This is a genomic window from Mitsuaria sp. CC2 (genome assembly GCF_048957715.1).
GTDB lineage: Bacteria > Pseudomonadota > Gammaproteobacteria > Burkholderiales > Burkholderiaceae_C > Roseateles.
On the sequence record NZ_JARVXN010000003.1, the window covers coordinates 59423 to 82852 of the forward strand.

General features: G+C 68.0%; 22 protein-coding genes. 6 read left to right on the forward strand and 16 right to left on the reverse strand.

All coding sequences use genetic code 11. From position 1 onward, the window contains the following. Positions 1-40: 40 nt before the first annotated feature. From PV762_RS00950 to PV762_RS00975, 6 genes are all read right to left on the reverse strand, one after another. Complete coding sequence (locus PV762_RS00950) at positions 41-2131, reverse strand: methyl-accepting chemotaxis protein (RefSeq protein ID WP_421033159.1); 2091 nt, start codon at positions 2129-2131, stop codon at positions 41-43. Positions 2132-2296: 165 nt separating this feature from the next. Next, positions 2297-2842: a chemotaxis protein CheW gene (locus PV762_RS00955; RefSeq protein ID WP_421033160.1), complete on the reverse strand. Its 546-nt coding sequence runs from the start codon at positions 2840-2842 to the stop codon at positions 2297-2299. Between the two features lie 21 nt (positions 2843-2863). After that, the gene (locus PV762_RS00960; RefSeq protein ID WP_421033161.1) at positions 2864-4792 is read right to left on the reverse strand and encodes a methyl-accepting chemotaxis protein; all 1929 of its coding nucleotides are present in this window, start codon (positions 4790-4792) and stop codon (positions 2864-2866) included. Between the two features lie 71 nt (positions 4793-4863). After that, positions 4864-7005: a chemotaxis protein CheA gene (locus PV762_RS00965; RefSeq protein ID WP_421033162.1), complete on the reverse strand. Its 2142-nt coding sequence runs from the start codon at positions 7003-7005 to the stop codon at positions 4864-4866. Positions 7006-7024: 19 nt separating this feature from the next. Continuing rightward, positions 7025-7387 (reverse strand): response regulator, encoded by a 363-nt coding sequence (locus PV762_RS00970; RefSeq protein WP_067068294.1) that lies wholly within the window; start codon positions 7385-7387, stop codon positions 7025-7027. Between the two features lie 121 nt (positions 7388-7508). Then, entirely contained in the window at positions 7509-7967 is a 459-nt protein-coding gene (locus PV762_RS00975) for a hypothetical protein (protein WP_421033163.1), read from the reverse strand. A gap of 283 nt (positions 7968-8250) precedes the next feature. Here PV762_RS00975 and PV762_RS00980 point away from each other — a divergent pair, with 283 nt between their 5' ends. From PV762_RS00980 to PV762_RS01005, 6 genes are all read left to right on the forward strand, one after another. Beyond that, positions 8251-9411 (forward strand): histidine kinase, encoded by a 1161-nt coding sequence (locus PV762_RS00980; RefSeq protein WP_421033164.1) that lies wholly within the window; start codon positions 8251-8253, stop codon positions 9409-9411. After that, positions 9408-10055, forward strand: coding sequence for a response regulator (locus PV762_RS00985; RefSeq protein ID WP_088403375.1), 648 nt, complete (start codon positions 9408-9410; stop codon positions 10053-10055). The genes PV762_RS00980 and PV762_RS00985 overlap by 4 nt, the downstream gene beginning before the upstream one ends. A 150-nt stretch (positions 10056-10205) precedes the next feature. Next, the gene (locus PV762_RS00990) at positions 10206-11423 is read left to right on the forward strand and encodes an efflux RND transporter periplasmic adaptor subunit (RefSeq protein WP_421033165.1); all 1218 of its coding nucleotides are present in this window, start codon (positions 10206-10208) and stop codon (positions 11421-11423) included. A gap of 64 nt (positions 11424-11487) precedes the next feature. Then, on the forward strand, positions 11488-12183 hold the full coding sequence (locus tag PV762_RS00995; RefSeq protein ID WP_421033166.1) for an ABC transporter ATP-binding protein: 696 nt from the start codon (positions 11488-11490) through the stop codon (positions 12181-12183). Positions 12184-12223: 40 nt separating this feature from the next. Then, positions 12224-13393 carry an ABC transporter permease gene (locus tag PV762_RS01000; protein WP_421033167.1) on the forward strand — a complete coding sequence of 390 codons (1170 nt, stop codon included), beginning with the start codon at positions 12224-12226 and terminating at the stop codon, positions 13391-13393. A gap of 2 nt (positions 13394-13395) precedes the next feature. Further along, entirely contained in the window at positions 13396-14712 is a 1317-nt protein-coding gene (locus PV762_RS01005) for an ABC transporter permease (RefSeq protein ID WP_421033168.1), read from the forward strand. 55 nt (positions 14713-14767) lie between these two features. Here PV762_RS01005 and fliR read toward each other — a convergent pair whose 3' ends face one another. The 10 genes from fliR to PV762_RS01055 are packed head-to-tail and all read right to left on the reverse strand — an operon-like array spanning position 14768 to position 23423. Further along, complete coding sequence (gene fliR / locus PV762_RS01010; RefSeq protein WP_421033169.1) at positions 14768-15532, reverse strand: flagellar biosynthetic protein FliR; 765 nt, start codon at positions 15530-15532, stop codon at positions 14768-14770. A gap of 22 nt (positions 15533-15554) precedes the next feature. Next, positions 15555-15824 carry a flagellar biosynthesis protein FliQ gene (gene fliQ / locus PV762_RS01015; protein WP_088403381.1) on the reverse strand — a complete coding sequence of 90 codons (270 nt, stop codon included), beginning with the start codon at positions 15822-15824 and terminating at the stop codon, positions 15555-15557. A 42-nt stretch (positions 15825-15866) separates the two neighbouring features. Next, the gene (gene fliP, locus PV762_RS01020; protein ID WP_421033170.1) at positions 15867-16679 is read right to left on the reverse strand and encodes a flagellar type III secretion system pore protein FliP; all 813 of its coding nucleotides are present in this window, start codon (positions 16677-16679) and stop codon (positions 15867-15869) included. A 13-nt stretch (positions 16680-16692) separates the two neighbouring features. Further along, on the reverse strand, positions 16693-17058 hold the full coding sequence (locus PV762_RS01025; RefSeq protein WP_421033171.1) for a FliO/MopB family protein: 366 nt from the start codon (positions 17056-17058) through the stop codon (positions 16693-16695). 60 nt (positions 17059-17118) lie between these two features. Next, entirely contained in the window at positions 17119-17559 is a 441-nt protein-coding gene (fliN, locus tag PV762_RS01030; RefSeq protein WP_421033172.1) for a flagellar motor switch protein FliN, read from the reverse strand. Beyond that, a complete protein-coding gene (gene fliM / locus PV762_RS01035; RefSeq protein ID WP_421033173.1) occupies positions 17552-18553 on the reverse strand; it encodes a flagellar motor switch protein FliM in 1002 nt (333 codons plus the stop codon). The genes fliN and fliM overlap by 8 nt, the downstream gene beginning before the upstream one ends. Before the next feature lie 25 nt (positions 18554-18578). Then, a complete protein-coding gene (locus tag PV762_RS01040) occupies positions 18579-20600 on the reverse strand; it encodes a flagellar basal body-associated FliL family protein (RefSeq protein ID WP_421033174.1) in 2022 nt (673 codons plus the stop codon). Between the two features lie 33 nt (positions 20601-20633). Beyond that, on the reverse strand, positions 20634-21104 hold the full coding sequence (fliJ, locus tag PV762_RS01045) for a flagellar export protein FliJ (protein ID WP_421033175.1): 471 nt from the start codon (positions 21102-21104) through the stop codon (positions 20634-20636). Positions 21105-21138: 34 nt separating this feature from the next. Next, on the reverse strand, positions 21139-22563 hold the full coding sequence (gene fliI, locus PV762_RS01050; protein ID WP_421033176.1) for a flagellar protein export ATPase FliI: 1425 nt from the start codon (positions 22561-22563) through the stop codon (positions 21139-21141). Continuing rightward, positions 22560-23423 carry a FliH/SctL family protein gene (locus PV762_RS01055; RefSeq protein ID WP_421033177.1) on the reverse strand — a complete coding sequence of 288 codons (864 nt, stop codon included), beginning with the start codon at positions 23421-23423 and terminating at the stop codon, positions 22560-22562. Before PV762_RS01055 ends, fliI begins: the two co-directional genes overlap by 4 nt. Between the last annotated feature and the right edge of the window lie 7 nt (positions 23424-23430).

A 23430-nucleotide genomic window follows, 5' to 3' on the forward strand; every position in this document is an offset into this window, starting at 1 on the left:
CAAGCCGGGACTGTCCCGCGCGACACCTGCATTCTCTGCCTCAGAAGGTCTCCCAGTCGCCGTCGTCGGCCGCCGGCGCGGGGCGGGGCGGCGGCGGGGCGGACGGCGGCGAAGCCTTCGCGACAGGAACGGGCGCCGCTGACGGAGCCTTGGGAGAGGGCGGCGCGGGCGGCGCGGGCGGCGACTTGCGCGCGGCGGTTGACGCGTGTGTCGACCCGGCGGAGGACTGCGGGGTCTTGGCCCGGCTCGGCGTCGCGGTGGACGCCGCTGCCGTCGGTCGGGCCGACGACGCAGGCTTCGCGCTGCGGGCGACCGTCGGCATCCCTTCCGCGCCAAGGCGGAAGACCGACACGATCTCGGTCAGGCGGTGCGCCTGGTCCTTGAGGCTCTCCGCCGCGGCGGCGGATTCCTCGACCAGCGCCGCGTTCTGCTGCGTCATCCGGTCCAGTTGCACGACGGCGTCGTTGACCTGCGCGATGCCGCTGCTCTGTTCCGTCGACGCCGCGGTGATCTCGCCGATGATGTCGGTCACCCGCTGCACGCTGCCGACGATGTCGTTCATCGACTCGCCCGCCGCCTGCACCAGCCGCGATCCGGCCTCGACGCTCGTCACGCTCGCGCCGATCAGCGTCTTGATCTCCTTGGCCGCCTCGGCGCTGCGCTGCGCCAGCGAGCGGACCTCGCTCGCGACCACCGCAAAGCCCCGGCCCTGCTCGCCGGCCCGTGCGGCTTCGACCGCGGCGTTCAGGGCGAGGATGTTGGTCTGGAACGCGATGCCGTCGATCGTGCCGATGATGTCGTTGATCTTGCGGGAACTGGCGCTGATCTCGTCCATCGTCGACACCACCTGACCGACGACCTGACCGCCGCGCGCCGCCGCGCTGGAGGCGCTCGAGGCGAGCTGGTTGGCCGTCTGCGCCGCGTCGGCGGTCTGGCGCACCGTCGCGGTCAGCTCCTCCATCGACGACGCGGCCTGCTGCAGGTTGGACGCCGTCTCCTCGGTGCGCTGCGACAGGTCCTGAGAGCCGATCGCGATCTCGCTGGAGGCGGTCGTGATGGAGTTGCTCGCCGACCGCACGTCCAGCAGGATGCGCTGGATCTTCTCGGCGAACAGGTTGAACGAGGAGGCGATGCGGCCGACCTCGTCGCGGCCGCCGGCGGGCAGGCGCTGCGTCAGGTCGCCGTCGCCGGCGCTGATGTCGTCGAGCGCGGCGCGCACGCGGTCCACGCCGCGCAGCATCGCGCTGATCGTGCCCGTCATCGCGAGCGCCGCGACCGCCATCATGATCAGCGCCGTGATCACCGCCGTGCGCAGCAGCGCGCTGAGCGAGGCCAGCGCCTCGTCCCTCTTCGCGGCGACGAAGAGCTGCCAGTCGGTGTCGGCGATCGGCGTGCCGCTGACCAGGAAGATGTCGCCGCCGACGTTCGCCTCCACCCAGCCGGCAGCCGGATCGAGCGCCGTGGCCAGCGCCTGCGGCGTCAACTGGTCGGAGACGGCCGTGGCGTCCTTCAGCGCCAGCTTGGGGTCGGGGTGCGCGACGATCTTGCCGTCCCTGGACATCAGGAACGCGAAGCCGCCCGGCGTGGGCTTGATCGACTGGACGGTCGCGACGACGTCGTCCAGGAACACGTCCGTGGCGATCACGGCCTTGGTGGCGCCGCCGGTCTTGTCCGCCGCCGCGAAGGTGACCACCAGCCGACCCTTGGAGGCGTCCATGTAGGGCGCGGTCAGCACGGTGCCGGAGGCGGACGCCGCGCCGGTGTACCAGGGGCGTCCGGTGGGGTCGTAGTCGGCCGGCAGGTTCTGCGGCGTGTTGAAGACGATCTTCTTGTCGGCGAAGCCGACGTAGGCGGCTTCCAGCCGCCCGGATTTCGCCGCCTGCTGCAGCAGCGGCACCGGATCGGCCGACGCGACGGCCGGCTGCAGGGACGCGACGATGTCGCGCTGCGAGCGGACCCACTGGCGGATCGCGTCGGCCCTGGCCGCGGCCAGTTCGTCGAGGGATTGGGAGACCTGCTGGCGGGTATGGCCCCGCACGGTCACGTAGTTGGCGACGGTGATCGCCAGCAGCGTCAGGGTGACGATGCCGACGCCCAACGCAATCAGGCGGGTCTTGATCGAGTCGAACATGAACGGGCTCCTTGGCTGATGCCGTCTGCCTGTCTGCCGACGCCGGGCATTCCGCTCTCTGGCGCCGCCTCCACGATCCGCTCTCTCTGTTTCTCATTCGCGCGCCGCCACGGCGCGCACCGACCGGAAAAAACGCCCGGACTGGCCGGGCGTTCTGTCGTTCGGTCAGGCGACCGTCATCGCATCCATCAGTCCCATGTCCGCGCTGGACATGAGGCCTTCGATGTCGATCAGGATCAGCATGCGCTCGGCGACGGCGCCGATGCCCATGATGAAGCTGGTGTTCACGGTGCTGGCGCTGAGTTCCGGCGCCGGACGGATCACGTCGCGGTTCAGTTCCAGCACGTCGGACACCGAGTCCACCACCGCGCCGACGACGCGGTTCTTGACGTTCAGCACGATCACGACGGTGAAGCTGTTGTATTCAGCCGTGGCGCAGCCCAGCTTCAGGCGCAGGTCGACGATCGGCACGATCACGCCGCGCAGGTTCACGACGCCCTTGATGAAGTCGGGCGCGTTGGCGATGCGGGTCGGCTGCTCGTAGGAACGGATCTCCTGGACCTTCAGGATGTCGATGCCGTATTCCTCCTGACCCAGGCGGAAGGTCAGGTACTCGCCGCTGGCGGGCGCGGCATTCGCGGCGCCGTGCGGGACCAGCGCGCCGGAGTTCGCTTGCACGACTTGCGTGCCGGTTTGTTGGACGATTTCCATGTGTTGACCTCGTGCGGCTGATTAGAAGGTTTCCCAGTCGCCGTCGTCGGCGGTGGTCGCCGGTGCTGCCGGCTTGGGAGTGAGCGGTGCGGGCGCGGCCTTGGGCGAGGCCGCGGGCTTGACGACGGCCGGCTTGGCCGCCGTCGTGGTGGTGGTGGTGGACTTGGCGGCCGTCGTGGCCGCTGGCTTCGCCGGCGTGGCCTTGAACGCTGCCTTGGCGGCGGCGGGCTTGACCGGCGCGGCCTTGCTCTCGAACTTGGCGGCAGGCTTCACCGGCGCCATCGTCGTCGTGGTGCTGTGCGCCGCCGACGTCGACGAAGCCGCGGGCTTCGTCACGCCGTCGGACTTGGCCGTGAATGCGGTCGCAGACAGTGCCGGCGCATGGCCCGACACGCGGAAGCGGTCGACCACGCCGCCCAGGCGCTCGGCCTGGTCCTTCAGGCTTTCGGCGGCGGCGGCGGATTGCTCCACCAGCGCGGCGTTCTGCTGCGTCATCTGGTCCAGGTTGCTGACGCCCTGGTTGACCTGGCTGATGCCGTCGCTCTGCTCGCTGGACGCGGCGGTGATCTCGCCGATGATGTCCGTCACGCGCTGCACGCTGGAGACGATGTCGCTCATCGTGCTGCCGGCTTCCTGCACGAGGCGCGAGCCGGTCTCGACGCGTTCGACGCTGGCGCCGATCAGGGTCTTGATCTCGCGGGCGGCTTCGGCGCTGCGCTGCGCCAGCGAGCGGACCTCGCCGGCCACGACCGCGAAACCGCGGCCCTGTTCGCCGGCGCGCGCCGCTTCCACGGCGGCATTCAGCGCCAGGATGTTGGTCTGGAAGGCGATGCCGTCGATGGTGCCGATGATGTCGCTGATGCGCTTGGAGCTGGCGTTGATCTCATCCATCGTCGAGACGACCTGGCTCACCACTTCGCCGCCCTTGGCCGCCGCGCCTGAGGCGGAGGAGGCCAGTTGGTTGGCGGTGCGCGCCGAGTCGGCGGTCTGCTTGACGGTGCCGGTCAGCTGGACCAGGGAGGACGCGGCTTCCTGCAGGTTGGAGGCGGTCTGTTCGGTGCGGCTGGACAGGTCCTGGTTGCCGGTGGCGATCTCGACCGAGGCGGTGCGGATCGAATCGGCGGCCGTGCGCAGCTGGCCGACCATGGACTGCAGCGCTTCCTGCATGTGGTGCAGCGAGCGCATCAGCTTGGACGCCTCGTCGATGCCTTCGACCGGTTTCATCGTGCGCGACAGGTCGCCTTCGGCGATCGCGGCGGCCAGGGCCTCGGCGTCGGCCAGCGGCGCGCAGATGGTCTGCATGTTCAGCAGCGTCAGCGGCACCACGACGATCGCGGCGAACACCAGCACCAGTCCGAAGGTCCACAACACGCCGCCCTGGGTGCTTTCCATGCCCTGGCGCATCGCTTCGGACTGCGCTTCAAGGCGGGTCGCCAGTTCATCGAGCTGCTTCTCCGCCTCGACCACCTGGTCCTTGGCCGGCTGCAGCAGGCGGTCGGCGACCGCGGCATGGTCGTACGCGCCGGCTTCCAGCTGCGTCACCACGTTCGAGGACTTTGCGGCGTAGGCTTCCAGCGCGGTCTGCAGCTTCTTGATCGCATCCTGGTCGTCGGCGCCGCTGAGCTTGGCGAGTTCCGTCAACTGCTCCGAAGCCTTCTTGCGGGCGGCATCCCACTTCGCGTGGCGGTCCTTGACCACCTCGGGCTTTTCGTAGTTGATGATCATGTCCTTCTCATGGACACGGAGCTTGCCCATCGTGCCCGTGAGATCGCCGAGCAGATTGCCGCGCGCGGTCGATTTCTCCAGGAACTCCTGCGTCAGGCCGCGCATCGACTGCATGCCGAACAGGCCGACGCTGCCGACCACCATCAGCAGCGCCAGGACGATGCCGATCGCGCCGATCATGCGGGTCCGGATGCTGAATTGACGCATCAACGCGCTGAAATTCATGTCTACCTCTTATGCGTTGGGCGCCGGCCTGCCGGCCGACGTCCGCCCTGATTCAAAAACGTCCGGAGATCTCAATGACGCGAGCGGCGCACCAGGCTGCCCACGTCCAGGATCAGCGCCACGCGGCCATCGCCCATGATGGTCGCGCCCGAGACGTCCGTCACCTTGCGGTAGTTCGCCTCCAGGTTCTTGACCACGACCTGCTGCTGGCCGAGCAATTCGTCCACCAGCATCGCGACGCGGCCGCCTTCGGCCTCGACGACGACCATGATCGAGCTGACATGCTCGAAATCGAAGCGGGGCACGTTGAAGACCTGCTCCAGCTCGACCACCGGCATGTATTCGTCGCGCACCTCGACCACTCGGCCGGAGCCGCCGACGGTCTTGATGGTGTCGGACTGGACCTGGAAGGACTCGACCACCGACGACAGCGGGAGGATGTACACCTCTTCGCCGACGCCCACGCTCATGCCGTCCATGATGGCCAGCGTCAGCGGCAGGCGGACCGAGACCTTCATCCCGTAGCCTTCGGCGGAATCGATCTCCACCGTGCCGCCCAGCGAGGTGATGTTCTTCTTCACCACGTCCATGCCGACACCGCGGCCGGAGACGTCGGTCACCTGATCCGCGGTCGAGAAGCCCGGCGCGAAGATCAGGCCCCAGACTTCCTGGTCGGTCATCGTGTCCGGCGCGTCGATGCCCTTTTCGCGGGCCTTCTTGATCAGCTTGTCGCGGTTCAGGCCGCGGCCGTCGTCGCGCACCTCGATGACGATGGAGCCGCCCTGGTGGGACGCGACCAGCGTGATCGTGCCCTGCTCGGGCTTGCCTTTGGCGACGCGGTCGGCGGGGGACTCGATGCCGTGGTCGCAGCTGTTGCGCACCAGATGGGTCAGCGGGTCGGTGATCTTCTCGACCAGGCCCTTGTCCAGTTCGGTGGCCTCACCCTGGGTGACCAGCTCGACCTTCTTGCCGAGCTTGGCCGCCAGGTCACGCAGCATGCGCGGGAAGCGGTTGAACACGACCGACATCGGAATCATGCGGATCGACATGACCGATTCCTGCAGGTCGCGCGTGTTGCGTTCCAGGTCGGCCAGACCGGAGGCCAGTTGCTGGTACAGGCCCGGGTCCAGGTTGCGGCTGTTCTGCGCCAGCATGGCCTGCGTGATGACGAGCTCGCCGACCAGGTTGATCAGCTGGTCGACCTTCTCGACGGACACGCGCAGCGTGGACTGGTCCGGGCTCGCGCCGCCGGCGCGCGGGGCGACCTCGGTGCGCGCGGGCGCGGCCGGCTTGGCGGCGGGCACCGGCACGCTGACCTTGGGTGCCTCGGCCTTGACTTCGGCGGCGGTCGCCTCGGGAATGCCGGGGGCGTCGTCGAAGAATCCGTAGCCAGGATCCTCGTCCTTCTTGGTTTCGGCCGGGGCGCCGGGGGCGCCCTCGTGGAAGCCGAAACCTTCGCTCAGCGGCAGCAGCTTGACCTGCTCGCGGGAGACGTGGAAGGTGAACAGGTCCAGCAGATCGTTGTCGGTGCTGCTCGTCAGCACCTTGAAGCGGCGCATGCCGTCGGCGGAGATGCCGCCGTCCAGCGGCTCGATCGTGCCGAGGTCGGTGATCTCCTTGAACAGCTCGACGAGGTTGTCGGCTTGCGCGGCGTCGCTCAGCGGACCGACCAGCAGTTCGAGCTGACGCACGGTCGACTTGAGCGGGGCGGCGGCGGGAGCGGCCGCCTTCGGCGCCGGTGCCGGCGTCGGGGCGGCGGCCGGTGCCGGGGCGCGGACGCCGTCCAGCGTGCCGCCGTCCACCAGCGTGCGGATGCTGCTCAGCAGCGCGGAGGTGTCCACCGCATCGGCGCCCGAGCCCTGATGTCGGGCCAGTTGCGCCTTCAGCGCGTCGCCGGACTGCAGCAGCACGTCCACCATCGGCGAGGTCGGCGCCAGTTCATGGCGACGCAGCTTGTCCAGCAGCGTCTCCATCTGGTGCGTCAGTTCCGCCACGTCGTTGAAGCCGAACGTCGCCGCGCCGCCCTTGATCGAGTGGGCGCAACGGAAGATGGCGTTCATCTGCTCGTCGTCCGGATTCTCGATGTCCAGGTTCAGCAGCAGCTGTTCCATGTTGTCGAGGTTCTCGCCGGCTTCCTCGAAGAAGACCTGGTAGAACTGGCTCAGGTCGATGCCTGCGCCCAGGTTGGCGCCTTCGGAGGTCATATCTCCCATGAATCTCTCCAGCTAGCCTTCAGCGGATCACCTTGCCGATCACTTCGATCAGCTTGGCGGGGTCGAACGGCTTCACCAGCCATCCGGTGGCGCCTGCCGCGCGGCCCGCCTGCTTCATCTGATCGCTGGACTCGGTGGTCAGGATCAGGATCGGCGTCGTCTTGAACTTGGGGTTGTCGCGCAGCTTCTTCGTCAGGCTGATCCCGTCCATCCGGGGCATGTTCTGGTCGGTCAGCACCAGATCGAAATCGCGTTGCGACGACTTCTCCCAGGCGTCTTGTCCGTCCACCGCCTCCACGACGTTGAAACCCGCATTCTTGAGGGTGAACGAGACCATCTGGCGCATGGAGGCCGAATCGTCTACGGCGAGGATCGAGGGCATTTTGAGTTCTCCGGATGACAAGCGGTTTTCGGGTGGACCTGAAGATTCTTGAGGACCTTGAGGGCGGTCTGGTGACGGTGCCCAGTGATTTCGTGACCTAACGGACGGATCGGATGAACATTCAGAAGAGTTCGACCGAACCGGCGTCCATCTCGTCCTGCGTGACGGGATTGGGACGCAACGGGGCCGTTTCGACGACGGCCAGGCCGTCCTCGTCGTCCCCGAAGGTGTCCCGGGCAAGCTGGTCCGAGCAGTTGCGCAGGCGCTGGCTGGTATGCGCGATCAACTGCGTGGACATGTCCTGGAACTGCAGCGCGGTGATCGCGCCGGCGAGATGCAGCATCAACTGCTGCAGCGCGTCCTGGTCCTTGGCTTCCGGCAGGCGTTCGCGCATCTGGTCCACCAGACTGGATGCGCCGAAGAAATGCGTCGACAACGCCTCGCACGCGTCGTCGAGCAGGCGCTGCAGGCGCTCGAGATCGTTGTTGACCGTCATCAGATGGTCCTGCAGCTCGGCAGCGGCGAGCAGCGGCATCAGTCCTGCGCCTTCCGGCTCGACCGACGTCTCATCGATTTGCATCTTGGCTCCACTTAGGGGTGTCCTGGTGCGTCTTCATGTCTGCCCAACTCAAACATGCGCCCGGACTTGTCGGCTGGCAAGAATCTTCGGCGTTTGCCACGGATCTGTCGACGGGACTAACCGTGCAAAGTCATCCCAATAGCTCAGATCGGTTGGTCATCGACGTGACCGTGACAAATCTCGATAAGGGTAAACCCAAGACTCTACGGTTTCCAGATGAATAAAACGTGGGGGTTCCCTGCATAGATGAGGGATGCGCGACAAACTTGGCATACTCCCGGCCATGCCGACTCTCCCCCTGGCCGAGCGCTCTCTGCGCCTGCTTCATATCGAGGATTCCGACCTGGATCACCAACTGATCCTGGCCCAATTGCAACGGGCCGGATTGCGATTCGAGATCACGCGGCTGGACACGCTGCCCGATATCGAGGCAGCCCTCGACCGGGCCTGGGACGCGGTGATTTCCGATTACAACCTGCCGGGGTTTTCGGGCCTGGTCGTGCTGGACATGATCAAGCAGCGGCAACTGGCGCTGCCGTTCGTGCTGGTATCGGGTGAGATCGGCGAGGACACGGCGGTGGCTGCCATGCGAACCGGCGCCTCGGACTACCTGCTGAAGAACAACCTGACGCGGCTCGCGCCGGCGCTGCTGCATGCGATCGAGTCCTGCGAGTCGCAACTCGCGCGGCAGGAGGCCGACCGCGAACTGCTCAAGTCCAAGCAGCAGCTGCACGAGCTGGCGGGACATCTGCAGACCAGCGTCGAGATGGAGCGGGCGGCCATCGCCCGCGAGATCCATGACGACGTGGGCGGCTCGCTGACCGCGCTGAAGTTCGACCTCGCCTGGATCGCGCGTCACAGCAAGGATGAGGACGTGCAGCAGCGCGTGCAGTCGGCGCTGGAGACGGTGACCAGCGCCATCGAATCGAGCCAGCGCATCATGCACAACCTGCGTCCGGCGATCCTGGAACAGGGATTGCTCGCAGCGGTGCAATGGCTGGCCGCGCGTTTCGAACGCCGTACCGGCATCGCGACCGCGGTGCGGCACGTCGGCGAACAGTTCCAGCTGCCGGCGGGTGTCCCGCTGGTGGCCTACCGCTGCGCGCAGGAGGCGCTGACCAATGTGTCCAAACATGCCGGGGCGACCAAGGTCGACGTGGAGTTGAGCATGGAGGGCGGCGTGCTGACGCTGGAGATCAAGGACAACGGCCACGGCGTCGCGCCGGGCGACCTGAGCAAGGCGCGCAGCTTCGGCATCCGCGGCCTGCGCGAGCGCGCGGCCACGGTGGGCGGCTGGGTCGACCTGAGCAGCGGCCTGCAGGGCACGGCACTGATCCTGTCGGTGCCGCTGCGCGGCGTCATCGGCGACTTCGAGTTCGACGACGACGGGGAGCCGATCCCGGCCGGCGGCGGACATGATCCCTCCTCGTGGGGCGCCCTATGATCAAAGTCATCCTCTGCGACGACCACGCGCTGATCCGTCGCGGGATCCGTGACACGCTCTCCGACGCGCCCGACATCGAGGTCGTCGGCGAGGCGGGCGACTACGGCGAGCTGCGCAGCCTGATGCGCACGCTGCCGGTCGACAAGCAGTGCGACGTGCTGGTGCTGGACATCAACATGCCGGGCCGCAGCGGCCTGGACGTACTGCATGTCCTCAAGGACGAGGGCACCACGACGCGGGTGCTGATCGTGTCGATGTATCCGGAGGACCAGTACGCGATCCGCGCGCTGCGCGCCGGGGCCTTCGGTTACGTGAACAAGGGCGGAGATCCGCAACTGCTGGTGCAGGCGGTGCGCACGGTGGCGCAGGGGCGCAAGTACGTGACGCCCGAGATCGCCCAGATGCTGGTCGAGAGCCTGACCGCGCCGGCGCCGGAGCAGGCGCACCAGAAGCTGTCCGACCGGGAATTGCAGACCTTGGTGATGATCGCGTCGGGCAAGCGCCTGTCGGACATCGCCGAGGAATTGATGCTCAGCCCGAAGACGGTGAGCGTCTACCGCGCGCGGGTGCTGGAGAAGCTGGCGTTGTCCAACAACTCTGAACTGACCGTTTACGCCATCCGCAACGGACTGGTCGAGAGCTGAGTCGAAATCCTCCGTTCCCGTTCGTCGTCGTCCGGGGACGTTCACGCCAGCCAGCCGCCATTCATCGCAAGTCTTGATTGACGAGCAGGGCGCGCCTCGGAGAATGCGCCCCGTACTGACACACAGGGGGCTGTCATCGATACCGCACTGTTGAAAGAGCTGCGCATCCAGGGGAACGAGCGCGAGGACCATGGCGGCGGACCGCCGCGGTGGGTCTGGGGATTGCTGGCGGCGCTGGTGGTGCTGGCGCTGCTGGCGGCGGGCGGATGGTGGTGGTGGCGCCAGTCGCAGGTGCCCGAGGTCGAGACCGCCTCGGCGCAGGCGCGCGGCGGCGCGGGCGGCAATGCCGTGCTGCAGGCCACCGGCTACGTGACGGCGCGTCGCGCCGCGACGGTGTCCACACAGATCACCGGCACGCTGACCGAGGTGCTGTTCGAGGAAGGCGACAAGATCCGGAAGGGCCAGGTGCTGGCCCGGCTCGAGGACCACGCCCTGCGCGCGGCGCTGGACATGGCCCGGGCGAACGTCAAGAGCGCGCAGGCCAACATCGAGGCGACGCGCGCGCAGTGGTTGCAGGCGCAGTCCGACCTCAAGCGGCAGGACGAACTGTCGCTCAGCGGCATGACGACCAAGCAATCCGCCGAGCAGGCCCGCACCGCGGTCAGCGCCTACGCGGCGCAACTGGAAGCGCGCCGACGCGAAGCCGATGCCGCGACCGCACAGGCGACGCAGGCGCAGGTCAATTTCGATTACACGGTCGTCAAGGCGCCGTTCGCGGGCGTGATCACCGCCAAGGCGGCGCAGGTCGGCGAGATCGTGTCCCCCTTGTCCGCCGGCGGCGGTTTCACGCGGACCGGCGTCGGCACCATCGTCGACATGGACTCGCTGGAAGTGGACGTCGACGTCAACGAGGCCTATATCGGGCAGGTCAAGGCCGACATGCCGGCCCAGGCGGTGCTGGATGCCTATCCCGACTGGCGCATCCCGGCGCATGTGATCGCGGTCGTCCCCTCGGCCGACCGCGGCAAGGCGACCGTGAAAGTGCGGGTCGCGCTCGAACAGAAGGATCAACGCGTCGTGCCCGACATGGGCGTGCGCGTGTCCTTCCTCGCCGCGAAAGACAGCGCGCAGACCGCGCCGCCGCCGGGCGTGCTGGTGCCGAAGTCGGCCGTCGTGCCGCGCGACGGCGCCGAGGTCGTGTTCGTCGTGAACGGCCAGACGGTGGCCCAGCGCAAGGTGCGCCAGGGCACGCCCGTCGGCGAACAGGCGGTGGTGCTCGACGGCGTGAAAGCCGGCGACACCGTCGTCCTCAATCCGCCCGACGCCCTGCGCGACGGCGGCGAGATCAAGCCGGCGGCTGGCAAGTGAAGCCGCTGGCGCGGGGACGGTCTGTCCCCGCTGGAAGTCCAGGAAACCGAATCGAGGAGTCACCGTGAGCAATCTGATCGAGATCCGTGACCTGTCCAAGGTCTACACCCGCGGCAAGCAGAAGGTGGAGGTGCTGCATCACATCGACCTCGACGTGCGCGAGGGCGAATTCCTGGCGCTGATGGGGCCGTCGGGCTCCGGCAAGACGACGCTGCTGAACCTGATCGGCGGACTGGACCAGCCCAGCGGCGGCAGCATCGCCATCGGCGGCGAGCGCATCGACCAACTCAGCTCCGCGGCGCTGGCGAAGTGGCGCGCGGCCCGGGTCGGCTTCGTGTTCCAGTTCTACAACCTGATGCCGACGCTCTCGGCGCAGCGCAACGTGGAACTGCCGCTGCTGCTGACCAAGCTGTCCTCGGCGGAGCGCCGCAAGCGTGCCGCGATCGCGCTGCAGCTGGTGGGGCTGTCGGACCGCGCCAGCCACAAGCCGACGGAACTCTCCGGCGGCCAGCAGCAGCGCGTGTCGATCGCGCGGGCGATCGTCTCCGACCCGACGCTGCTGGTTTGCGACGAACCCACCGGCGACCTGGACCGTCAATCGGCCGAGGACGTGCTGGCGCTGCTGCAGGCGCTCAATCGCGACCATGGCAAGACCATCGTGATGGTCACGCACGATCCGAAGGCCGCCGAGCGCGCCCGCCAGACGCTGCACCTGGACAAGGGCACGCTGGTCGAGCAGACCGTCTCCGCGACCGCCTGACGCCGCGGCGTCCGGGTCAAGTCCCAAGAAAGGGCTCGCCATGAAATACCTTCACCTCGTCTGGGCGGCGCTGTTCCGGCGCAAGCTCCGGACGGTGCTGACGCTGGTGTCCATCATCACCGCGTTCCTGCTGTTCGGGCTGCTGGACGCGGTCCGCACCTCCTTCGACCAGGCCGGCCAGTCGGCGAACGGCGCGTCGCGGCTGCAGACCGGCTCGCGGCTGTCGTTCATCCAGACGCTCCCGATGGCGCTGACGCAGCGCATCCAGGCCGTGGACGGCGCCAAGACCGTGACCTACGCGAACTGGTTCGGCGGCGCTTACCAGGATCCGCACAACCAGGTCGTGAGCTTCGCGGTCGCGCCCAACTACCTGGACGCCTATCCCGAAATGGTCGTGAGCGCGCAGGCGCGCCAGGCCTTCGCCTCGACGCGCATCGGCGTGCTGGTCGGCGAGCGCCTGGCCAAGCGCTTCAACTGGAAGGTCGGGGACAAGATCCCGCTGCAGTCGACCATCTTCCCCGATCGCAACGGCAGCAAGAACTGGCAGTTCGAGATCGTGGGCCTGATCGGGTCTGCGGACAAGAAGGCCGGCGGCTGGTACGACCAGCTGTTCCTGCTGAACTGGAAGTACTTCGACGACACGACGCCCTACAACCAGGGCCAGGTCGGTTGGTATGTGACGCGCGTGGCCGACGCCAACCAGGCGGACCGCGTGGCCAAGGCGATCGACGCGATCTCCGCCAACTCCGACCATGAAACCCGCACGCAGACCGAGCAGGCGGCGATGGCCTCCTGGATGAAGCAGATCGCGGACATCGGGCTGATCGTCAGCTCGATCATGGGCGCGGTGTTCTTCACGCTGCTCCTGCTGTCGGGCAACACCATGATGCAGGCGGTGCGCGAGCGCACCAGCGAGATCGCCGTGCTGAAGACGATCGGGTTCTCCGGGCACAGCGTGCTGGCGATGGTGCTGGCGGAATCGGTGCTGCTGCTGCTGATCGGGGGCGTGATCGGCCTCGGTCTGGCGAGCGTGATCGGCCCTGTCGTCAGCGCGGGCAGCGGCGGCGCGCTGAACCTGCCGGCGGCCGGGCTGCGCAGCTGGACGATGGGCGTCGGTTTCATGGTGCTGTTCGGCGTGATCGTCGGCGCGCTGCCGGCGCTGAACGCGATGCGGCTCAACATCACCGATGCGCTGGCGGGGAGGGCGTGATCATGAAGTTCCTGAAGAACCTGGGATTGATCGTGCTGCTGGCGCTCGTGCTGGCGGGCTGGGTGTTGCTGCCGTGGTTCGGCGCGGTCGGGGTGGCCGTCCTGCTGGCGCTGTGGATGCTGTTGACGCGGCGCGGCGCGCAGGCGCGTTCCGTGACCAGCGTCGGCGTGAGCACGTTGTCGCAGCGGATCGGCTCGTCGGCCGTGATCGTCGTGGGCATCGCGGGCGTCGTCGGCGTGCTGGTGGCGTTGCTCGCGATGGCCGAGGGCTACGCCGAGACGCTGCGCAAGTCTGGCAGCGAGGACACGGCCATCGTCCTGCGCGGTGGCTCGGCCGCGGAAGTGGCCTCCGTGATGACCCGCGACGACATCGTGCAGATCGCGCAGGCGCCCGGCGTGGCGAAGAGCGCCAAGGGCGAACCGCTGGCCTCGGCGGAGACGGTGGTCGCGGCCAATCTCCCCGTGAAGGGCACCAAGAGCGATGAAGAGGGCAGCGTCCAGGTCCGCGGCGTCGGCGACGAGGCCTTCGCGGTACGGCCGCAGGTCAAGATCGTCGCGGGCCGGAAGTTCCAGCCGGGACTGAAGGAAATGATCGTGGGCCAAGGCGCCGCCCGTCAGTTCGAAGGCCTGGAGCCCGGCAAGCAGATCCGCCTGGGCAGCCAGATGTGGACCGTGACAGGGGTGTTCGCGTCCGGCGATTCGATGGACTCGGAGCTGTGGGCTGATGCGCCCGTCGTCGCCGAGACCTACCGCCGTGGTGCGAGCCGCAATTCGGTGACGGTGAAGCTGACCGATGCGAACGCTTTCAAGGAGTTCAAGGCGGCCCTCGACGGCAATCCGCAGCTGAAGGTGGACACCTCGACGACGCTGGCATTCTTCTCGAAGCAGTCGGAGCAGATGACGAAGATCCTGCGCATCATCGGCATCGTGGTCGGCACCATCATGGCGATCGGCGCCATCTTCGGCGCGCTCAACACCATGTTCGCGGCGGTGGCGACGCGGGCGCGCGAGATCGCGACCTTGCGGGCGATCGGTTTTCCGGGACTGCCGGTGGTGGTGGCGGTGATGCTGGAAACGATGCTGCTGGCCGCGCTCGGGGGCGTCATCGGCGGCGCGGTCGCCTATCTGCTGTTCAACGGCCACGCGGCATCGACGATGAGCGCGGGCGCCGTGGGCAAGCTGAGCTTCGAGTTGCGCGTCTCGGGACAACTGCTGTGGGAGGGCCTGAAGTGGGCCTTGGCCATCGGCTTCATCGGGGGCCTGTTCCCCGCGGTGCGAGCGGCCAGCCTGCCGGTCACGACCGCGCTGCGCGAGCTCTGACAAGGAAACGCCGGCCCCGCGCTGGGAAGCGTCGGCCGGCGTGAAGCCGCCGATCTCAGTTGAATGCCGCCAGCATCCGCTCCAGCGCGATCATGAACGGCTGATGCATCAACGGCAGCGTCGCGACCAGGCCGACCAGCCCGATGCTGACGGTCAGCGGGAAACCGACCGAGAACACGTTCAGCTGCGGCGCCACGCGCGAGATGATGCCGAGCACGAGGTTGACGAACATCAGCATCGTGATCAGCGGCAGCGCAATCCACAGCCCCATGCGGAAGATCTCCGCGCCCCAGACCTGCGGCTGCGCGATGCGCAGGAAACGGAAGGGCTCCTCGCCCACCGGGAAGGCCTGGAAGCTCTCGACCAGCGAGTTGATCAGCATCAGGTGCCCGTTGATCGCGACAAACAGGAACGCCACCATCGAGCCCAGGAAGCGCGAGGTCGACGTGCCTTGGGAGCCGGTCGACGGATCGAAGAAGCCGGCGAAGTTCAGGCCCATCTGCAGGCCGATCAACTCGCCGGCGAATTCGAGCGCGGCGAACACGACCCGGACCGCGAAGCCCATGGCCAGCCCGATCAGCAACTGCTGTCCCGTCACGGCCAGCAGTTGCGGCAGCGAGTCGAGCGGGATCACCGGCATGGCCGGCAGCGAGGGCTGGGCCGCGACCGCGATGAACAGCGCCAGTCCGATGCGCACGCGCGCCGGCACCTGTCGCTGGCTGAAGACCGGCATCCCGGCGAACAACGCCAGCGTGCGGATGAACGGCCACAGGATCGGGCTGATCCAGGCGAGCAACTGCGCTTCGCTGAAGGAGATCATCGGGAATGAGGTGGCACCTGCCTCAGCCCAGCGCCTGCGGAATGCTCTGCAGCGTGCGCTGGATGTATTCGACCAGCGTGGTGATCATCCAGGGGCCGGCAACCGCGAGCACCAGCACCGCGGCGACGATCTTGGGCACGAACGACAGCGTCGATTCGTTGATCTGCGTCGCCGCCTGGAACACCGACACCAGCACGCCGACCGCCAGCACCGTCAGCAGGATGGGGGCCGCGACCATCAGCAGTACATACAGGCCTTGCTGGCCGACCGAGAAGACTTGTTGTGCGTCCATGGCTTGTCCTTGCTATCGCCTTGCAGGTTGCGTCGAGCGCCGCTACTGCGCGAACGACGCCGCCAGCGAGCCCAGCAGCAGGTTCCAGCCGTCCGCCAGCACGAACAGCATCAGCTTGAACGGGAGCGACACCAGCACCGGCGACAGCATCATCATGCCCAGGCTCATCAGCACGCTGGACACGATCATGTCGATGACCAGGAACGGGATGAAGATGAGGAACGCGATCTGGAACGCGGACTTCAACTCGCTCGTCACGAAGGCCGGCACCAGCACGCGGAAGGGCACGTTTTCCGGCGCGACGTTGGGTTCCAGCTTGGCCAGTCTGGCGAACAGCGCGACGTCCGATTGACGCGTCTGCTTCAGCATGAAGGCGCGCATCGGCACCTGTGCGCGGTCGAGTGCGACCTCGAAACCGATCTGCCCGGCCTGGTAGGGCTGGTAGGCCTCGGCGTAGACGCGGTCGAGCGTCGGGCTCATCACGAAGAAGGTCAGGAACAGCGACAGGCCGACGATCACCTGGTTCGGCGGTGCCGCCTGCGTGCCCAGCGCCTGGCGCAGCAGCGACAGCACGATCACGATCCGGGTGAAGCCGGTCATCATCAGCAGCACGGCCGGCAGGAAGCCCAGCGCGGTGAAGAACAGCAGCGTCTGGATCGGCACCGAATAGCTGTTGCCGCCCGCGCCCTGGCCGATGATCAGCGGCACGCTGGCGGGCGCGCCGCCTTGCTGCGCCCAGGCCGCTGCACCGAAGCCGCCGAGCGCGAGGACGCCGGCGATGCCGAGCGTTCGCCGCGACAGCCGCCGACGGAGCGGTTCGGGCGAGGCTGACGCGTGGGAGGTCGAAGCGGTCATGCGCCGTTCCCGATCAGGCCGAGGTACTGGAACCGGGGCCATCGGCGTGCCTGCCGCCCAGGCTGCGCTTGAGCAGCGAGGAGAACGACGGTTGCGCCGCCTGCAGCGCCGCGCCGGCGTCGGCCTGCGGCGGCATGACATGCAGCGTGCGGATCTGCTGGCCGGTGATGCCGAGCACCAGCCATTGGCGGTCCTCGTCCTGACCGACTTCGACGATCACGATGCGCTGGCTGGGCGCGATCACCAGCTGCGCGACGGTGCGCAGCTGTCCACCCATCGCGCTCCCGCCCAGCGGCGTGCGCTTGAGGAGCCACAACACGACCGGGATCAAGGCCAGGATGGCCAGGAACCAGAGGAGGGGGACGAGGCTGTTGTTCATGGCGACGAATTATGCGTCCCTGAAACGCATCAGCCCCACCGGAGTGGGGCTGAGGAGGGGTCAGGCCTTGCTGAGACGCCGCATCCGTTCGGACGGGGTCACGATGTCGGTGAGGCGGATGCCGAACTTGTCGTTCACGACCACGACCTCGCCCTGGGCGATCAGGTAGCCGTTGACCAGCACGTCCATCGGCTCGCCGGCCAGCGCGTCGAGCTCGACGACCGAGCCCTGCGCCAGCTGCAGGATGTTCTTGATCGGAATGCGGGTGCGGCCGAGTTCAACCGTGAGCTGGACGGGGATGTCCAGGATCATGTTGATGTCGCTGCCGGGCAGGTTGCCCGGCGTCGGCGAGAAGTTGGTGAAGGCCGCCGGCGCGACCTGTTCCGCCACCTGCTGCACTTCGGCCGCGACCTCGCTGCCGCCGCCGCCGGCTTCCGCCAGCGCCGCCGCCCATTCGGCGGCCATCGCGTCCTGTTCGTCCATCGGGGTGTTGTCAGCCATTGCGGGCTCCCAGCCAGCCGGCATCCGGGCCGGTCAGCATCTTGTCAATCTTGATCGAATACTTGCCGTTCGAGGTGCCGTAATGGCAGTCGAACACCGGCACGCCGTCCACCTTGGCCTGGATGATCTGCTCCAGGTCCAGCTCGATGAAGTCGCCCGGCTTGAAGGCCAGCAGCTGTTCCACCGTCGCGGGAGCCTTGGCCAGTTCCGCCACCAGTTCGACTTCAGCCGACTGGATCTGGTGCTTGAGCAGGTTGACCCAGCGACGGTCGGGTTCGCTCGAGTCGCCCTGCGTGGTGCTGTACAGCACGTCGCGGATGGGCTCCAGCGTCGAATACGGAATGCAGAAGTACACCGTGCCGCTGGTCTCGCCGATTTCCAGCGTGAACGACGTGGACACGATGATCTCGCTCGGCGTGGCGATGTTGGCGAACTGGGGTTGCATCTCCGAACGCTGGTATTCCAGCTCCAGCGGATAGATGCCCTTCCACGCCTTGGTGTATTCCTGGATGATCACTTCGACCAGGCGCAGGATCACGCGCTGCTCGGTGGCGGAGAAGTCCCGGCCTTCGATCCGCGTGTGGAACTTGCCGATGCCGCCGAACAGCGAGTCGATCACCGCGAACACCAGCGTCGGGTCGCAGACGATCAGTCCGCTGCCGCGCAGCGGCTTCACCGACACGATGTTGAAGTTGGTCGGCACCACGATCTCGCGCAGGAAGGCGCTGTACTTCTGCACCTTGATGCCGCCGATGGCGACTTCCGGGCTCTTGCGGATGAAGTTGAACAGCCCGATGCGGATGTTGCGCGCGAAGCGTTCGTTGATGATTTCCATCGTGGGCATGCGCCCACGGACGATCCGTTCCTGGCTGGCGAGGTTGTACTCGCGGATGCCGCCGGTCTGGACCTCTTCGGCCTCAAGCTTCTGGCTCTCGCCGGTGATGCCCTGCAGCAGGGCATCGACTTCGTCTTGCGACAGGATCTGCTGATTCATCGCGCGCTCCTTGCTGTGCGGCTCGTCACTGCACGATGAAGGTGGAGAACAGGACCTGGGTCACCGGGCTCTCGACCGCGCGCTTCTTCTTCTTTTTCTTCTTGGGCGCGGCCTCTTCGTCCTCGTCCTCGTCGTCGAGCTCGATGCCCATCGGGCGCACGGCCTCGCGACGGATTTCCTTCGCCAGCTTTTCCTTGCCTTCAGGGCTCAGGAGCTCCGCCGACGTCTTGTGCGACAGCACCAGCAGCACGTTGTTGCGGATCGCCGGCATGTAGGCCTTGAGCTGATCGGCGAACTTCGGGTCGTTCACTTCCAGCGTGAGGCCGATCTGCGCGAAGCGGTCGACCTCCTTGTCGGCCAGGTTCACGGTGAACGGGTCCAGCGGGACGAACGTGGGCGGCGTGCCGGGCTTGGCGTGGGCGGCGGCGGCGGGCTTTTCCTCGACGGCGCCTTCCTCGTCCTCGGCATGCGACTTCTTCTTCATCATCAGCAACGCGGCGACGCCCACCAGCACCACCACCAGGACGATGGCGACGATGATGATCAGCTTCTTCTTGCCGCCGCCCTTGACGGCGGCGTCGTTGCCTGCGGCGGCTGTGGCCATGGGCGCGGCGCGACGCTCCGACCGGCCGGCGGCGATCGCCCCGTCGTCGTCCGAGCCCTGACCGCGGGCACCCCGACGGCCGTTGCCGTTGGACGTGCCGTCGGCGGAACCGTCGCCACGATTCTGGCCGCTGGACTGCGACTGGGCGAACACCCCGCCGCCGCTCAGGGTCAAGCCCTGCGCCTGCAGCGCGGCCGCCAGATCCGGCAGGCTGCGCTCCAGCACCTCGCGGGTCGCGGCGTGCTGGGCGTGGAAGTTCACCTGCGCCTGCTGGCCGTCAAGCTGGATGTTGATCGCCACCGGCCCCATCTCGGTCGGATTGAGCTGGAGCTGCGCCTCGTGGATGCCGTCCTGGATCAGCAGGCTGACGCTGGCGGACAGTTCCGGCGCGAAGTCGGCGCTGTCCAGCGGCTGGCTGAGCGGGACGCTCGGGGCCTGGGTCGCGCTCGTGGCGTCGGCGCCGGAGGCCGCGGCAGTCGATCCGGTCTGCTGCGCCGCGGCGAGCAGCGCTTCGAAACTCGGCTGCGGGCCCTTGGCGGCGTCGCCCATGGAGATCTCGTGCGCGCCGCTGGAGGCGGCCTGCAGCGCGTCGGTCTGGGTGGCCTTGTCGGCGCCTTCGACCGCGCCGGCGGTGCCGGAGGCGGCCTGGCTCAGTTCACGCTGGAGCTGCTGGCGCTCCCGCAGGACGTCGCCAGCGGTCGCCTGCTTGCCGTGGGCATGGGCGCCGCCGGGCAGGGCGTCGGTCCCTGCCACGTCGCCCTCCGCCGTGCCGCCGTGCGGTTGAGTTTTGGTCTCGGCGGGCGCGTCGCCGCGCAACATCGCCAGGATCTGCTCGGCAGCGGTCGCACCGCTGTCTTTCGCTTCCTTGGCGGTCTTCTTGTCTTTGCCTTCGTCGTCCTTGGCCACGACGCGCTCGGCGTCCTTGCTGCTGGCGGCGTCGGCCCGGGCAGTGTCCGACGGATCGGTGGCATCGGCGGCATCAGCCACGTCCTTGGCGTCGCCGGCAGAGGCCGGTTCCGACCTGGTGGCGCGGGTCGGGGTCTTGGCGTCCTCGGCCTTGTTCGCGCTGTTGCGCGCGGCGGCATTGCGCGCGGCGAGCTTGTTCTCGTCCTTCGCGGCGCTGTTTTCAGGCGCGCGCGCGGGCGGCGACGCGGGCTTCGGCGGCTGCGCCGATTCCTGGCGCTGCGCCTGCTGCTGGGCTTCCAACTGCCGGGACTGCTGCTGCGACTGCATCTGCTGGTTCGCCAGCTGCTGCGATTGCAGTTTCGCCATGGCCGTCTTGGCCGATTGCGCCGACTGGTCCTGCAGCTGCTGATTGCTCTGGCTCAGCAGTCGGGAAAAGTCCGTGGCCGCGCCATCCTTGCGGCCGGCGTAGGCGGGGTTGTTCGCGCCGAGCCCGCCGAGGGCGCCCGGCATCGGGGTCGTGTTCTGGATCTGCGTCATGGCGAGGGAGGTTCCGGGTGGACCGGGCCGCGATCAGGCGACCAGCCGGGACATCGGGTTGCCGCCGCGCGAGGCGGCGCGGGCGGCCTGTTCATCGGTGGCGCGCTGTTCCTGGCGCATCTGGCTGCGCAACGTTTCGGCGCGGCGGCGTTCGATCAGCTTGCGCACCGAGGCGACGCGCAGTTCGCGTTCGCGCACCAGGTCGCGGGCGGCGGACAGGCGCTGGTCGGCGTAGTCGGCGATGCCGCCTTGCTGACCGATCGCCTGATCCAGGCGCTGGCCGAAGTTCTGATAGCAGCCCAGCAGCTGCACGGTCGTCCGTTGGGCGAATTCCTGCGACCAGCGGGTGCGGTAGTCCGTGCGGTACTGCGACAACTGGTCATGCTGATTGCGCGCCGCGTTCGCACGCGACTGCGCGTCCTGCAGATGACGCAGCGCTTCATCGCGCTCGGCCTCCGCGCGTTCGAGAAGAACGTTCAGGGCCTGCAGATTGGAACTACTCATGTCGATGACCTCGCTTTACGGATGTCGGCAGCTATCACGCAAAGTTAAGTGTGGCGGTCAACTGATGAAGGCAATCGTTCAAAGAAGCGGGGGAATGCATGTCTTGTTGGAGCAACCGGTCCATGTCGCCGTGCAGGCGTACCGCCATGTCCAACTCGGGATCGTGGCCGGGCTGATAGGCGCCCAGCTGGATCAGGTCGCGCGCCTTGTTGTACTTCGCGAGCAGCTGACGGAAGCGGCGCGCCAGTTCGACGTGGCGCTTGTCGGCGACGCTCGTCATGACGCGCGAGATGGACCGTTCGACGTCGATGGCAGGGTAGTGCCCACTCTCCGCCAGTTCGCGGCTGAGCACGATGTGGCCGTCCAGGATGCCTCGGGCGGCATCCGCGATCGGATCTTGCTGGTCGTCGCCTTCGGACAGCACGGTATAGAAGGCGGTGATCGAGCCCTCGCCGGCCAGACCGTTGCCGCTGCGCTCCACCAGTTGCGGAAGCTTCGCGAAACAGGAAGGCGGATAGCCTTTGGTCGCCGGCGGTTCGCCGATTGCGAGGGCGATCTCGCGCTGCGCCATCGCGTAGCGGGTGAGCGAATCCATCAGCAGCAGCACGTGCTGGCCGCGGTCGCGGAAATGCTCGGCGATCGCGGTGGCGTAGGTGGCGCCCTGCATGCGCAGCAGCGGCGGCGCGTCGGCCGGCGCGGCGACGACGACGCTGCGGCGCAGGCCTTCCTCGCCGAGGATGTCCTCGATGAATTCCTTCACTTCGCGGCCGCGTTCGCCGATCAGGCCGACGACGATGACGTCCGCCTGGGTGTAGCGGGCCATCATGCCCAGCAGCACCGACTTGCCGACGCCAGTGCCGGCGAACAGGCCCAGGCGTTGGCCGCGGCCGACGGTCAGCAGCGAATTGATGGCGCGAACGCCGGTGTCCAGCGGGCGGCGGACCGGGTCGCGGTCCATGGCGTTGATCGGGCGGCGGACCATGGGTTCGTCGCGGATGTCGGCCAGCGGTCCGCGGCGATCGATCGGATGGCCTTGCGGATCGACCACGCGACCCAGCAGGCCGTCGCCCATCGGCAGATGCAGGCCGCGGTCTTCGTCGCGGCGCCAGGGGTGGCGCTCCTCGCCCAGCGCGGGGCCGTGCAGCGCGGCGGGGCGCGGCAGCACCATCGCGCCGCTGGCCAGGCCCTGGATCTCATCGGTCGGCATCAGGTAGGCGCGGTCGCCGGAGAAACCGACGACCTCCGCCGTGACCGGCCGCTGCCCGCGACGGGGCGACGCGGCAGTGGAGGGCATGTGGATCTCGCAGACCGACCCGACCGGCACCTTCACGCCGGTGGCTTCCAGCACCAGGCCGGCGACGCGCACCAGCTTGCCCTGAGGCTCGATCGGCGGCGCGTTGCCGGCGAAGGCCTGCAGGTCGTCGAAGTACTGGCGCCAGCGGTCGGTGCGCGCGCTCATGAGTCGCGGTCCTCAGGATGACCCTGATTGGCGCCGTGCGGCAGGCCGCCGTACTGGCTGGGCGTGGGGTCGGTGCGGAAGTCCAGGCGCGAATCCCGCGCCACATCGGACGCGCTGCGCCGGTCCTCCCAGACGGAACTCTGTCCGAGCGCGCCGACGGCCGATTGCCAGCGAGCCGGCAGCGAGGCGTCGACGCTGCAGATGTCGGCGTCGACCTTGACGCCGCCGCGGGCGATCGAGGGATCCGGAATGACCTGGGCCTCGCGGGCGCGCAGTTCCTGGCCGGCGCCGTCCAGCACCAGCGGGAGGTCGTCGGGGTGCACGCGTACGCGCACGTGACGGGCGTTGATCAGCAGCGCCTCGACGGCGTCGTGCGCCACCCTGGAGACGAGTTCGGGCGCAGTCTCCAGCTCATTGCGGACGACCTGGCGGGCCAGTTCGACGGCGGTGCGGGCCAGCGCCTCGGCCATGTCCTGCTCCATCGCGGAGAGATCCTGATCGAAGCTCGCGACCAACTGGCCCACCTGGGCGCTGATCTGCTTGGCAAAGCTCTGCTTGAAGGCATCCAGCGCGGCCATGCCGTCGCGGTAGCCGTCCTGGTAGCCGGCCTGCCGGGCCTGGTGCACCAGTTCTTCGATGCTGGGGCCGGGCGGGGGCGGCGGGGGCGGCGGTTCGACCGGGGCAGGCGCGGTGACGGCAGGGCGGCGCGGCGCGGCGCCGCCGTCGAGCGCGCCAGGATTCCACGCGGCGAAGCCTGACAGCTCCTCGCGCGGAATGATGCGGCCATAGGTGCTGCCGCGCTGCTGATCGCCGTCGGCGCGCGGCGGGGGCGGAACTTGGCGGGGAGGGCGGGTGACCATCGTTGCG